Source organism: Pseudomonas sp. (assembly GCF_032058845.1).
GTDB lineage: Bacteria > Pseudomonadota > Gammaproteobacteria > Pseudomonadales > Pseudomonadaceae > Aquipseudomonas.
The window spans coordinates 61,237-74,371 of the sequence record NZ_DAMCCR010000004.1; the positions used below are offsets into that span (position 1 = coordinate 61,237).

General features: G+C 59.8%; 10 protein-coding genes and 1 pseudogene. 4 read left to right on the forward strand and 7 right to left on the reverse strand.

Annotated elements, in window-relative coordinates; all coding sequences use genetic code 11:
* Positions 1–36 precede the first annotated feature (36 nt).
* Positions 37–366 (reverse strand): annotated as a pseudogene (locus RT028_RS01680) (transposase); the annotation flags it as partial.
* Positions 367–887: 521 nt separating this feature from the next.
* Between RT028_RS01680 and RT028_RS01685 the strand changes: the two are divergent.
* Positions 888–1,175, forward strand: a complete 288-nt coding sequence (locus tag RT028_RS01685) for a hypothetical protein (protein ID WP_312931722.1) — start codon at positions 888–890, stop codon at positions 1,173–1,175.
* A gap of 275 nt (positions 1,176–1,450) precedes the next feature.
* On the opposite strand, the gene RT028_RS01690 is transcribed toward RT028_RS01685, so the two are convergent.
* The 3 genes from RT028_RS01690 to RT028_RS01700 all read right to left on the reverse strand — a co-directional run bounded on the left by RT028_RS01690 (position 1,451) and on the right by RT028_RS01700 (position 4,642).
* Positions 1,451–2,149 carry a retron system putative HNH endonuclease gene (locus RT028_RS01690; protein WP_312931724.1) on the reverse strand — a complete coding sequence of 233 codons (699 nt, stop codon included), beginning with the start codon at positions 2,147–2,149 and terminating at the stop codon, positions 1,451–1,453.
* A complete protein-coding gene (locus RT028_RS01695; RefSeq protein ID WP_312931726.1) occupies positions 2,146–3,519 on the reverse strand; it encodes an AAA family ATPase in 1,374 nt (457 codons plus the stop codon). The genes RT028_RS01690 and RT028_RS01695 overlap by 4 nt, the downstream gene beginning before the upstream one ends.
* Positions 3,520–4,000: 481 nt before the next feature.
* A complete protein-coding gene (locus RT028_RS01700) occupies positions 4,001–4,642 on the reverse strand; it encodes a hypothetical protein (RefSeq protein ID WP_312931729.1) in 642 nt (213 codons plus the stop codon).
* 461 nt (positions 4,643–5,103) lie between these two features.
* Between RT028_RS01700 and RT028_RS01705 the strand changes: the two genes are divergently transcribed.
* The gene (locus tag RT028_RS01705; protein ID WP_312931732.1) at positions 5,104–5,736 is read left to right on the forward strand and encodes an SCO family protein; all 633 of its coding nucleotides are present in this window, start codon (positions 5,104–5,106) and stop codon (positions 5,734–5,736) included.
* A gap of 105 nt (positions 5,737–5,841) precedes the next feature.
* Entirely contained in the window at positions 5,842–8,028 is a 2,187-nt protein-coding gene (locus RT028_RS01710; protein WP_312931736.1) for a M48 family metallopeptidase, read from the forward strand.
* A gap of 63 nt (positions 8,029–8,091) precedes the next feature.
* Here the strand turns inward: RT028_RS01710 and RT028_RS01715 are convergent, their stop codons facing one another.
* From RT028_RS01715 to RT028_RS01725, 3 genes are all read right to left on the reverse strand, one after another.
* Positions 8,092–8,862 carry a MetQ/NlpA family ABC transporter substrate-binding protein gene (locus RT028_RS01715; RefSeq protein ID WP_312931738.1) on the reverse strand — a complete coding sequence of 257 codons (771 nt, stop codon included), beginning with the start codon at positions 8,860–8,862 and terminating at the stop codon, positions 8,092–8,094.
* A 147-nt stretch (positions 8,863–9,009) separates the two neighbouring features.
* Positions 9,010–9,681: a methionine ABC transporter permease gene (locus tag RT028_RS01720; protein ID WP_312931741.1), complete on the reverse strand. Its 672-nt coding sequence runs from the start codon at positions 9,679–9,681 to the stop codon at positions 9,010–9,012.
* On the reverse strand, positions 9,681–10,688 hold the full coding sequence (locus tag RT028_RS01725) for a methionine ABC transporter ATP-binding protein (RefSeq protein ID WP_312931743.1): 1,008 nt from the start codon (positions 10,686–10,688) through the stop codon (positions 9,681–9,683). Before RT028_RS01725 ends, RT028_RS01720 begins: the two co-directional genes overlap by 1 nt.
* 223 nt (positions 10,689–10,911) lie before the next feature.
* Between RT028_RS01725 and katE the strand changes: the two genes are divergently transcribed.
* Positions 10,912–13,056, forward strand: a complete 2,145-nt coding sequence (gene katE / locus RT028_RS01730; protein WP_312931745.1) for a catalase HPII — start codon at positions 10,912–10,914, stop codon at positions 13,054–13,056.
* Positions 13,057–13,135: the final 79 nt, after the last annotated feature.

Genomic DNA, 13,135 nt, shown 5'->3' on the forward strand with positions numbered 1-13,135 from the left:
AGGCTGAGCACTAGACAGGCGCCGCATGGAGCAAGCCTATGAAACCAATGCTGCATAACTTTTTGCCAGCTTGACGAAGCGCGTTGGGAGTCGACGGTTATCTTTCAACCAGCCGAACATACGCTCGATGACATTGCGTTCTCGGTAACCGGGCCGTTTGAACAACCTTGGCAAGCCTGGCTTAGGTTTGCGTTTCATTGAGCACATCGCAATGACGGTTGCATGGGGCAGCGGTCGCAGTACTGACGTAGGGCCTGCATCATGGCCTTTGTCGGCGATCGGCCACCTGCAGCGCTTGCGTGATAGCCAGCGCTGAGCCTGAGGAATGTTGACGCGCTCGAGCAGCGGCTGCGCACGGTTGATATCAGGCCAACTACAACCTACAGCGCTTCATTCCCCCGGTTCTCTGGAAACGTTTTTAGAGCGCCGCGCGGCGGTCGGTACTGCATTACCACTGACGGTAACAAACGGTATGGCATCTGACGCTCGCCCCTGGAGAATACGCCGAATGTGCTTTGGTGGTTTCGCCAAACGGTAGCCCGTTGCGCACCGCCTTTACTCAACACGATCCTGTAAGACGTTTCCGAATTTGATACTAAATACTTCAGGATAAGAGCGCTGGCGAATTATCCTACACACCAAGCCGAACTATCGCTGTTGTCGGGGAAATGCTTCAGGACTAACTTCCACCGCGTCGTTTCGGCGACCGGGTGTGAGAACCCGTCTCGAGTAAGTTCGGCCTCCCTTCATGGTGGTCATGCGCGGGCAGACTTCGGTCTGGCCGAGGCTCCTTGCTCGCTCGGTTTCTCACCCCGCGTATGACCGCCACCCAAACCCGTGAGAAGGTTGGGTTGCGGTTTTCTCTGAACCCCGCAAGGAGTTGTCTGATGAAAAAGCCGGTCCCAGATCCGCCCCACGCTCAACACGCCTGCAACTATTACCTGATCGATCCAGAACTGAGCGCCATTGAAGCCCTGAGCCACACCCTCGAACTCATGTCCGGCATTGAAACCACCCTCGACGAATACATCTGCGCCAACGCCGGCGAGCCCGGCGTGCCGATGCTGGTGAATACGGCTCATCAGGTGCAGATGGTTCAAACGCTGACACGATTTGTATCGCAGCGGCTGCAACCTGCTGGAGCGGACGGCATAGGCATCGAGCCGTCCGCTTGATAAGCATGGCCGTGAAGGTGCGCAGACACGATGTGGAGCAGCGTCAGATGGAGCTGGAGTGGTAATGCGCGCCTAAGCGGTCTGGAAAGCCTTGAAACTTGACGATGCTGCGCAGAAAACCAGAACTCACAAAGTCCTTAGGGCTGCGAGGCAATGACTGGGTTTCTACGAATCTCGTACAGAGTCAGGGCAGCAGAACCGTAGCGTTAAGGTTTTCGACCCTTTCGGAATTCACTATGATCTGTAGATCAACTACGCGTCACGGAGTGCAAGCTTCATAGTGTAAAAGCGATCTTTCCGAACATTTGCCTTGTCATGCTGTAGAAGCGGCTTAGTCGGTCGTTGATCGGCGTCAGGTCGATCGCTGCCAAATCTGTAAGGCTCATGTCATCTTCAATGTGTTCTTCGATCAGTTCAGCGAGCTCATCCCACCATTGCAGGCGGAGGGAAATCAGATAAGGTGAATTAAGGTTCAAGAGCTCCAGAGTATAGGTTGCCTTGTGCGCTTCTTCTGGCATCAAATTATCTGCGGGTACAATTCGGCCATCGGATAAATAAGCAAAAAATCTTGAGCAATCAGGATCATGGCTCGAAATGAATTTCTTCAAATCTACGCCTTTGGATTTTCCAGACGCATGTCCACCGAAGACCTCGGCATTATTTGACTTGAACGCAGATAAATCGTTTTTGCTATCTAATGAGCTCGCGGCGAGATTGGTGTAGTCAAACGTCCGAGCTGGATTCTGGCTTTTGTTTTCGACATGTTCAATATGAAAGCCCAGGCCGAGTTCGTCTGGCCTGATTTCGGCGTAACAGCATAGGCCGTACTGCTCGAGTATCAGATAATCTTTCAATTCGGATTTATATTTCAGGCTGGCCCAACGGTGGGTTGCTTCATCGCGGGTAGTAGGCGGTGTCAAATTGGCCCGTGTTAACTGATAAGTGCCGGTAGCAAGTTTTTTAATTGGCCTCATTCGTTCAAAGCCTTTTGGCGTCTGATGCTTCGTTGTAAGCGGAGCAGCTGAGGATGTTGACCGCCCAGGGCTTGAATCAGCTCACACATCAGTGTCTTGGCTTTGAGTTGATTGTAATTGCCTTTGTCGACCAATTCGGTGAGCTCTTGAAGTTTTGGCTTTTCCTTTACAGGGGGTTGAGGGTCCACTTGCATCACACCTAGCAGAACGTTGTTGCTGGGTTCACCATAGGTCATGGCCAGTGGAGGAGAAGCTATCCATTTTCCATCAGGACTCGCACCCAGAACCCGAATGTTTTCACGGCGCACCGTGCTGAGAACCTGTGGACTGTGCGTGGTGACGATAAACTGCATCGACGGGAACGCGTCACATAATGCCCGGGCGATCATCTGTTGCCAGTTAGGGTGCAGAAACATGTCCACTTCATCGATCAGCGCGATTCCTGGGGTTTTCAGGGGCGCCTCAGCGCCGAACTGCGGATTCAGCTTGCAAGCTCGGTAAGCAATATCAGCGACCATGGCAATCGTATTACGCAGGCCATCGCTTAAAAGCTCGACAGGCAGAACACCTTGAACAGGGTGATGCATGACTAGCTGTTGGTTACGGCTTTCGCTGTATTCCAAACCAGACCAGCCTGTGGCGGGCACCATCATTGCATCAATCGCGTTTTTGACGGCACGTATGGTTTCACTCAGGCGATGCCCGTTATCGCTAAGTGATCTGCCTGTTTCGAGAGATGCTATTTGTTCCTCTCTGTAACTTCGGTAGATCCAGCTATACCACGCAGTGAAGGTTTTGAAACTTGATGAATACGAAAGGCAGTTCAAGTAGCCCGACGTTCTTGAGTATTCGCTTTTGTCGAGGTTTGTTTGCGCGGCGGTGGAAGAAAATCGTCCCTCGTACCAAAGCCTTGATGTCCCCATGTAGGTGATCAGTGGAAGTGTTGCTTCAGCATCCACACGAACGTCAGCTTGCAGGGATTTGCCATACGCTGTCAGTTTTTTGCAGCCTTCGTCTCCCAGTGTATTGGTTCCGCTTTTCATGCTGATTCGCTGTTGTGTCCAGGCTTTGCGAGTCTGGGTTTGCCAGGAGCCAATGGCCTCGATTTCGCTAGGGGGCATGGCTTCCATGTTGGCGTTTTTCATTTGTTTCATCCGTACGTCATCCTGTTGGATGGTGGCGGACTTGCCTACTTGGCTTCCTAGATCAAATGCTTTTATGTAAGGCCAAAGTGCAACGCGAGCAGCATCTAAAATAGTTGTTTTTCCGCCCCCGTTGGAGGCAATCAGAACGGTAAGTCTATCGTCAAAATCTATTTCTATGTCATCAAAACAGCGGTAGTTTTTGATTCTTAGTTTTTCAAGTCTCATGATTTGTCCTCGCAGGCTTCCGTGTTTGAGTTGGCAAGATCAAGCACTGCCATGTGACGTACGGGCTGAGCATACCTAATCGCTGTAAATACGTCATTAAAGGCAGGCGCAGACAGATCTGGATTTAGCCTTGCAAACTAAAAACGCGTACGACGACTCTTTCTGCCCTTGGTCATCCTGGATTCCTTTCTCGACTTACCCTGACAGAGGTTGGTCGTTGGGCCTTGGGATTGTCCCAGCGTTGCGCTAAGGCATCTGCGGCAATCCCATCACTCTGGTCATGCTCTCCGTTTACATTCGGGCGGGGTCTCGGCATTCCTGGACTGAGTGCCTTAAAGGTGTACGTCTTGCTGGAAGAAATTCACACGCATTTCCTAGGGAGCCCAAAGCATGCGCTGGTGAAGGCCGCGCCCTCAGGAGGGACCAGACCCTCGCGGTCGACCCATCCGGTGGGCGCTTCGCTAAGACTGAAAACAAGCGGTCAAGCCGACTGCCCCAGCTCGACGCCCCACTGGCGCGACAGGCACGGCCAGCGTTTCCACGCTTCACCGGTCTCGGGGCTGCATAGCGTGTCGCGGTACTGCTCGACCGACTCGGCGGCAAAGCTCTGGTCGTCGAGCATTTCGTCGACCGAATGGTGCACCACTTCATCCAGCTGGTTGGCGAACGCCTCGCCGATCAACTGGTGGGCGATCAGGTTGGCCACGGTGGTGTCCAGTGGAATCAGCGGCTGGCTGAAGTGGCGGATGTACAGGTCGTTGACTTCTTCGACCAGGCGATGTGCCAGGTAGGCTTCGTCGAGCAGGCAGTCCAGGCCCACATGGCCTTGCAGTTCACTGGGCGGCAGCAGGAAGTAGGCTTCAGCGATTTGCAGCACGGGTTTGATCTGCGCTTCGATCCCGGCCTGGCGTGCTACCGCATAGGCCGCTTCGAGCAGCTCGGGCACTTGATCGATGTAGGCGCTGACGAAACGCGCCAGGGTGCCACGGGCGTCTTGCTCAGGTAGCTGAATGAGCGGGTGCAGGTGAGGCAGTTGCTGTTCCAGGCGTTGCTCGAGCTGGCCAGTCTGGCGCTCGTGTTGATGGGCTTGGCTGATCTGCTCGCGTAAAGCGGCAATGTTCATGACGACTCCAGTGGTAGGGCAGGACAAACGGAAGACAGTAAGGTAGCTCGGTATGCCAGATGCCTAAGACCGATTGGTCATAAAGCGGCGCACCATTTAGGTGCTGAGGCATATGGTCTGGCCACTATTGTGGCATAGCCCCATGGATCCGGGCGTTTGCACAAAGGTTGCCCAAGGTTCGCGGGCACCAGCACGGCCAATTTTCCCGGCATCTTTTTCGAGCCTGACCGTCGTTTTGCAACCTGGCCTGTGCTAACGACAGCCAACTGCCGTGGCCCAGGTGCAGCGCTCAAAAGCCGGGGTGCTCGGCTGTTGCGTGCTTCAAGGTCGTGACATCGCCGACCTTGGTGGGCTGCGCGCAGGCGGGAATCGATGGCACCTCCATCAGGCGGCGGGCTGGCTGGGTGGGGAACGCTGGGGTACCGTGTCGCGCGTCGCCATTCTCTCCGGTAGCCCAGCCCATGACCCGAACCCAGAAAACCGTTGTCGTGCTCGTCGCCCTGGTGGCGCTGGGCGTCGGCCTGATCGTCAACAAGGCGCTCGACGGCAACGCCGAGCTCAACCCTGCCGAGCTGATCGATGCAGGGATCATTCTCCTGCCGCAGAGCCGTACGGTGCCGGCGGTGAGCATGATCGATCAGGACGGCCAGCCCGTGGTGCTCGACCAGCTCAAGGGCAAGTGGTCGCTGCTGTTCTTCGGCTATACCTACTGCCCGGACATCTGCCCGACCACCCTCGCCCAACTGCGTCAGGTGAAGCGCGACCTGCCTCCCGCAGCCCTCGAGCGTTTGCAGGTGGTGCTGGTGAGCGTCGATCCGGAGCGCGACACCGTCAGCCAGCTCAAGCAGTACCTCGGCTACTTCGACAAGAACTTCATCGGCCTGCGCGGGTCGATTGCCGATACTCAGACGCTGGCCAATGCCCTGAGCATCCCGTTCATTCCTGCAGACACCCGCAAGCCTGGCTACACCGTGGACCACAGCGGCAACCTGGCAGTGGTCGGGCCGGATGGGCGGCAGCGGGGTTTCATTCGGGCACCGTTCAATACGCAGAAGCTGGTAGAGCGGCTGCCGGGGTTGGTCAAGCGGGACTGAACACACTGTTGCCTGAGTCCTTCAGGCAGACATCTTTGTTGAGCAGGGAGCAGGATATGGAAGCAGCGGGTAGTCGTGGTCGTGATGTGGTTGGGAGGCTCGCCCATGACGCGTGACCAACGCATTCTTGGCTGGCGCTTGGTGCTGTTGCCGTTTCTGCTGCTGCTCATGGCGCTCTGGCAAGGACACCGGGCTGAGAGCACGCGCAACGAAGCCCTGGCGTTGCAGAGCACCCTGCACAGCGTTGTGCTCACCACGCAGCAGTTGCAGGCGCAGAACTCGCACGAGGATATCCAGCTCGGCGATCGCAGGGTTTCGCCTGCACTGGCCGAGGCGCTGGCTCAGCGCCAGCTGACGCACGTTGATCATGATGTTCTGGTGGCGCGTGTGGGTGGTTGGCTGCCCGGCATTTCAACAGCGTTCTCGGCACTGTTGCTGCTGTTCGGCGCCGCTTCATTGCTGGCGTTGCGTGTGGCGAGCGAGGCGGCGCTCAAATCCAGAGACCGCCTGGTGAAGCTGTTCTATGTGGGCCGCAAGGTGTTGCCCACCCTGTTGGTGGCAATGCTGCTGCTCCTGACCCTGACCGTGGTGCTGGAAGTCGCCTACGAGGCGCTGTGGCTGTTCACGCTGGACCAGGCATCGACGGCCGTGATGAAGCTGCAACTGCTGGTGGGCAGCATCATGCTGATCATGCTGTGGCCCCTGTATCGTCTGCCACGCCAGCTCAAGGCCATGACGCAGCTGTTCACCCTCGAGCCGCGCGTCATCTTCGGCACCGCGCTGACCGAGGCGCAGGCCCCGATCTTGTGGGAACGCGTGCGCGCACTGGCGGGGCAATTCGAGGCACTGGTGCCCGATCACATCGCGGTAGGCTACCTGGATGGCTTCTACGTCATCTCCAGCGAGGTCGAGCTCGCGCCGTCAGGCCAGCGCCTGCAAGGGCGCACGCTGTATCTGCCACTGCCGCTGCTGGCAGTGCTAGACGCCAACGAGACCCGTGCAGTGATCGGCCATGAGCTGGCGCACTTTTCAGGGCAGGACACCGACTATGGCCTGCGCTTCGTGCCCATCTACGACGGCGCCTGGCGCAGCGTGCGCGTACTTGGCGAGCGCATGGAGGGCGGTCTGCTGCAGAGCTTGCTGACACTGCCGGCCTATGGCCTGGCGATGCACTTCATGCAGAGCTTCGACCGCGCCGTCAGCCACTGGAGCCGTAGCACCGAACTGCGTGCCGATGCTGCCTCTGCGGTGCCCGTCGGCGCCCAGGTGGCGGTCGATGCGCTGGTGCGCGTCAGCGCAGTGGCTCCGTTGATCGATGCGCTGCTGGACGATTGGTGTCATGCGCCTGAAAGCTGGCCGCAAGACGTACTCCAGGCACTCCTTGTGCAACTGGCCGAACAGCCGCTGGCGCTCCCAGAGGGGGAGCTGGACGATGAGCCGGCCCATCCCACCGACAGCCATCCGCCGACGCTCCGACGTATTCAGGCAATGGGCCTGGGCCTGGACGCGGTACACAACGGTCGGGGTCTGCGCCCCGTGGTACCGGCACAGGCCATGGCCTGTCTCGAACAGCTGCTGCCAGGTGCGGCGGTGCTGGCGCGACACCTGAGCACCGAGCTTGGCCAGCGCTTGCTGGATAACCACGAGGAGCTTCGCCAGGACCTGCAAGCCCGAGTCGAAGCCGTACAAGGGCGCTGCGAGTTGCACGAGGGCGCGCAGGTGCGTGGGCGTGTGGTGATAGCGATATCTGTGCTGATGGTGCTCGGCGGGCTAACGCTGGCGCTTGGGCCCATGGCCTCGGCGGTGAAGTCGGCGTTGGTGGTGTTCTACGGCGTGCTGGCCGCGTCGCTGGCGATCCTGGGCCTTGTCTTTGCTGCGCTCGGTTGGCGTCTGCTCAAGCGCGCCGCCACGCCGGCGCTGATCCTGGACGCGCAGACCATGCGCTTTCACAACGCGCCCGAGCCGCTGCCACTGCATCACATCGCGGGTTACCGGCTGATGACCGGTACCGCGACTGCCGTACAGTTATTGCTGGATGAAGACGCCCCACTGCCGCTGTTCCACACGCCCAGTTTCTGGCAGCCCGATGCGAAGTTCACCCCCAAGAACCGACTGATCGTTCTGCAGCTGACCCGTTGGAGCATCAATGGCAAAGCCCTGAAACCACAGGCGTTGTCCGAGCTGGTTGGCAAGTACCTCGAAGGCGCCCATGCCCATCAGGCGCTGACACAGATGCAAGCGCGCAAGACCGGCGCCGAGACCGATCAAGCTGACGCGGGTCAGCTGAGCTAAGCACGGTCGATGGCAGCGCGTGGGCGGCTGGGCCGCCCACTTGCACGCTGTGGTCGGAGGGGATCAGAACGCCGGAATGACCGCGCCCTTGTACTTCTCGTTGATGAACTGCTTGACCTCGGGCGAGTGCAGGGCCTGGGCCAGCTTCTGCATGTCAGCCGAGTCCTTGTTGTCGGGGCGGGCAACGAGGATGTTCACGTAGGGCGAGTCATTGCCTTCGATGGCCAGGGCGTCCTTCTCGGGATCGAGCTTGGCTTCCAGAGCATAGTTGGTGTTGATCAGCGCCAGGTCGACCTGGGTCAGCACACGCGGAATGGTCGCGGCTTCCAGTTCGCGGAACTTGAGGTTCTTCGGGTTGCCGGTGATGTCTTTGACGGTCGACAGGATATTGCCGTTGTCCTTGAGCGTGATCACCCCCGACTTGGCCAGCAGCAGCAAGGCGCGACCGCCGTTGGTGGCATCGTTGGGAATCACCACGGTGGCGCCGGTGGGCAGCTCGTCGAGCGTCTTCAGCTTGTCGGCGTAGGCGCCCAGAGGCTCCAGGTGCACGCCGGTGACGCTCACCAGGTCGGTGCCTCTGGCCTTGTTGAACTCATCCAGGTACGGCTGGTGCTGGAAGAAGTTGGCGTCCAGACGTTTCTCCGCCACTTGCACGTTGGGCTGGATGTAGTCGGTGAACTCCTTGACCTTCAGCTCAACGCCTTGTTTGGCCAGCAGCGGCTTGACCACGTTGAGGATCTCGGCGTGCGGCACCGGGGTGGCGGCGACGGTCAGGGTGTCGGCATGGACCGAGAACGCCGCGACAGCGGCGGCCAGAGCAAGCAGTTTCTTCATCAATCACTCCTCAGGGGAGGCCAGGACGGCCGCCAGATGTTGGCGCTGCGCTACAACGGTCGGCACGCGGCAATCCACGCTCGAACACGCCTTGGCACAGACACATGCAGTACCAACGCGGGGCCGTTCAGGCCAGCCCCAGGTCGGTTACTTGCGGGAAAAATGCACAACCAGTCTATCGCCCACGCTTTGCAGCACCTGGACCAGGATCAACAACAGGACCACGGTCACGACCATGACGTCGGTCTGGAAGCGTTGATAACCAAAGCGAATGGCCAGATCACCCAGGCCGCCAGCGCCCACCACACCTGCCATTGCGGTGTAGGACACCAGGGTGATGGCGGTGACGGTGATCGCCGCGAAAATACCCGGGCGTGCCTCAGGCAGCAGGGCGTTGGTGATGATCTGCCGGGTGGTGGCGCCCATCGACTGGGTGGCTTCGATGATGCCGCGGTCCACTTCACGCAGCGCGGTTTCCACCAGGCGGGCAAAGAACGGCGTGGCGCCGACTACCAGCGGTGGAATGGCACCGGCCACGCCCAGCGAGGTGCCGGTGATCAGCACGGTGATCGGAATCATCACGATCAGCAGGATGATGAACGGCAGCGAGCGCAGCACGTTGACCACCAGTGACAGCAGCGCATACACACCCTTCTGCTCGAACATCTGCCGCGGCCCGCAGAGGAACAGCAGCACGCCCAGTGGCAGGCCCAGCAGCACGGTGAAGAACAGCGAGCCGAACAGCATGATCATGGTATCGACCGTGGCGAGCCAGATTTCGGCCCAGTCGACGTTGGCGAAGAAATTCAGAGCGTCCATCAACGCAGTACCTCCATATGCACATCCGCTGCAGCGAAGCAGGCAAAGGCCGCTTCCATGTCACCACCGGTCACGGCCAGGGTGAGCTGCCCGTAGGGCACATCCTTGATGCGGTCGATACGCCCGGCCAGGATGCTGTAGTCCACGCCGGTCTCGCGGGCCACGGTGCCCAGCAGCGGTGCATAGGTGGCTTCGCCCTGGAAGGTCAGGCGCACGATGCGTCCTGGCACATGGGCAAAATCATCGCGCTGTTCGTGTTCATCGACCTGCTCGTCTTCCTGCACGAAGCGCTTGGTGGTCGGGTGCTGCGGGTGCAGGAACACCTCGGCCACGCTGCCCTGCTCGACAATCTGCCCGGCATCCATCACCGCCACGCGGTCGCAGACCCGGCGGATCACATCCATTTCATGGGTGATCAGCACGATGGTCAGCTTCAGTTCACGGTTGATCTCGGCCAGCAGTTGCAGCACCGAAGCGGTGGTCTGTGGGTCGAGGGCGCTGGTGGCTTCGTCGCACAACAGGATCTTCGGGTTGGTAGACAGCGCGCGGGCGATGCCCACGCGTTGCTTCTGACCGCCCGACAGCTGCGCGGGATATTTTTTCGCGTGCTCGGACAGCCCGACCCGGGCCAGCAGCTCGGTGACGCGCTGGTCAATGGCACTGCGCGGCAGTTCACCGGCCAGGATCAGCGGCAGGGCGACGTTGTCGGCCACCGTCTTGGAGGCCAACAGGTTGAAGTGCTGGAAGATCATGCCGACCTGCTGGCGAAACCGGCGCAGGCGGTTGGCGTTGAGGGCGGTGATGTCTTCGCCGTCCACGATGATCGTGCCACCGCTGGGGTTTTCCAGCCGGTTGATCAGGCGCAGCAAGGTGCTCTTGCCGGCGCCGGAATGGCCGATCAGGCCAAAGACCTGGCCGTTCTGGATGCTCAGGTTGGTGGGATGGAGGGCGGGGATGTCCCTACCGGCAACGCGGTAGGTCTTGTGTACCTGCTGGAACTCGATCACGTAGCGAACCTTGTGGGGCGCATGGAAGGTAAGGCGGCGGTGAGCCGAAACCGCGCATTTTAGCCTTTTCCCTGCTCGGTTCTTAGCTTTTATTTCACAGCGAGCCGAACCAGGCGGCATAACGCGACAGTTGGTAATCCTGATGGAACGTACGGGGAATTTGCCAAGTCACTACTTGAACGAGCCCGAATGGGCAGCCTGATAATGATGAGGAGTACCCGAGATGCCGACCAAGAAGACGCCGGACCCCAAGCACAGTGAGGTTGCCGGGGTCGATACACCCGACAAGGCCAACACCAACGCCAAGCTGCAGAGCCTGGGCGATGTTCGCAGCGATGCCACCGGCCAGGCGCTGCGCACCAATCAGGGCGTGAAGATCTCTGACAACCAGAACACTCTCAAGGCCGGCGCGCGCGGCCCGTCGCTGCTTGAAGATTTCATCATGCGCGAGAAGATCACCCACTTCGACCACGAGCGCATCCCGGAGCGTATCGTCCACGCCCGCGGCACCGGCGCGCACGGTTACTTCGAGAGCTACGGCGACCACAGCGCGTTGTCCAAGGCCGGTTTCCTGAGCGAAGCGGGCAAGATCACCCCGGTCTTCACGCGCTTCTCCACCGTGCAGGGCCCACGCGGCTCGGGCGATACCGTGCGCGATGTACGCGGTTTTGCCGTGAAGTTCTATACCGACGAAGGCAACTTTGACCTGGTCGGCAACAACATGCCGGTGTTCTTCATTCAGGACGCGATCAAGTTCCCGGACTTCGTGCATGCGGTCAAACCTGAGCCGCACAACGAAATGCCCACCGGCGGCTCTGCGCACGACACGTTCTGGGATTTCGTTTCGCTGGTGCCAGAGTCTGCGCACATGGTGGTCTGGGCCATGTCGGACCGTGCGGTGCCACGCAGCCTGCGCATGATGGAAGGCTTTGGCGTGCACACCTTCCGTCTGATCAACACCGAGGGCAAGGCGAGCTTCGTCAAGTTCCACTGGAAACCGAACAATGGCGTGAACTCCGTACTGTGGGACGAAGCGCAGAAGATGGCCGGTAAAGACACCGACTTCCACCGTCGCGACCTGCGCGAAGCCATCGAGACCGGCGACTACCCCGAATGGGAACTGGGCGTGCAGATCGTTGCAGAAGAAGACGAGCACAAGTTCGACTTCGACCTGCTCGACCCCACCAAGCTCATCCCCGAAGAACTGGTGCCGGTCACGCCGCTGGGCAAGATGGTGCTCAACCGCAATCCGGACAACTTCTTTGCCGAAGTCGAACAGGTCGCGTTCTGCCCAGGTCACATCGTGCCGGGCATCGACTTCACCAATGACCCGCTGCTGCAGGGCCGCCTGTTCTCGTACACCGACACCCAGCTCAGCCGTCTCGGTGGGCCGAACTTCCACGAGATTCCGATCAACCGTCCGGTGGCGCCGAACCACAACAACCAGCGCGATGCCATCCATCGCCAGACCATCCACAAGGGCCAGGCCGCTTACGAGCCGAACTCGATTGACGGTGGCTGGCCGAAAGAAACCCCGCCGGGCCCTAAAGATGGTGGTTTCGAGACGTATTACGAGCGCGTCGATGCGCACAAGGTGCGTGAGCGCAGCGAGTCGTTCTCCGATCACTTCTCGCAGGCCACCCTGTTCTACAAGAGCATGAGCCCGAACGAGCAGCAGCACATCATCAAGGCCTACAGCTTTGAGTTGGGCAAGGTCGAACGCGAGCACATCCGTGCGCGCCAGGTGAACGAGATTCTCGCCAACATCGACCTGGGCCTGGCGGCGGCAGTGGCTGCCAACCTGGGCTTGCCGGCGCCGAAAAAGGGCACCGTCGAGGTCAAGGCATCGAGCGTGAAGACCTCGCCTGCCCTGAGCCAGATGAACCTGCCAGGCACCGTGGGCATCAAGGGCCGCAAGATCGCCCTGCTGGTGGCTGATGGCGTCGATGGTGCCAGCGTCGATCGCCTGACCAAGGCCTTCGAAGCACAAAGCGCCCGCGTCCTGTTGCTCGGCCCATCCAGCGCCCCGGTGAAAACCGCCGATGGCAAGGAGCTGAAGGTCGATGCGTCGATGGAAGGCATGCCGTCGGTGATGATCGATGGCCTGTGGGTCCCGGCCGGCAAGGCAGCCTTGGACGCATTGGGCAAAAGCGGTCTGGCCAAGCACTACCTGCTCGAGGCGTACAAGCACCTCAAGCCGATGGGCCTGGCCGCTGACGGCAAGGCATTGCTGAGCACATTGGGCCTGCAGGAAGACAAGGGCCTGCTGCTGGGCGACGATCAGAAGGCAGTCGATGCCTTCGTGGCCGTGCTCAAGGAGCACCGCGTGTGGGACCGTGAGGCGGCAGCCGAAGCGATTCCGGCCTGACGCTGCGCTGCGCTGGCCCGGTCGCTACCGGGCCTGTTGCGGCGTAGGCCAGACAAACGAAACGGGGCAAGCCAATTGC

What these genes read in the sequence shown, in the direction of transcription:
- RT028_RS01710 (WP_312931736.1), top strand. Translation starts at nt 5,842, where the DNA reads ATGACGCGTGACCAACGCATTCTTGGCTGGCGCTTGGTGCTGTTGCCG.
- RT028_RS01715 (WP_312931738.1), bottom strand. Translation starts at nt 8,862, where the DNA reads ATGAAGAAACTGCTTGCTCTGGCCGCCGCTGTCGCGGCGTTCTCGGTC.
- RT028_RS01700 (WP_312931729.1), bottom strand. Translation starts at nt 4,642, where the DNA reads ATGAACATTGCCGCTTTACGCGAGCAGATCAGCCAAGCCCATCAACAC.
- RT028_RS01705 (WP_312931732.1), top strand. Translation starts at nt 5,104, where the DNA reads ATGACCCGAACCCAGAAAACCGTTGTCGTGCTCGTCGCCCTGGTGGCG.
- RT028_RS01695 (WP_312931726.1), bottom strand. Translation starts at nt 3,519, where the DNA reads ATGAGACTTGAAAAACTAAGAATCAAAAACTACCGCTGTTTTGATGAC.
- RT028_RS01690 (WP_312931724.1), bottom strand. Translation starts at nt 2,149, where the DNA reads ATGAGGCCAATTAAAAAACTTGCTACCGGCACTTATCAGTTAACACGG.
- katE (WP_312931745.1), top strand. Translation starts at nt 10,912, where the DNA reads ATGCCGACCAAGAAGACGCCGGACCCCAAGCACAGTGAGGTTGCCGGG.
- RT028_RS01685 (WP_312931722.1), top strand. Translation starts at nt 888, where the DNA reads ATGAAAAAGCCGGTCCCAGATCCGCCCCACGCTCAACACGCCTGCAAC.
- RT028_RS01720 (WP_312931741.1), bottom strand. Translation starts at nt 9,681, where the DNA reads ATGGACGCTCTGAATTTCTTCGCCAACGTCGACTGGGCCGAAATCTGG.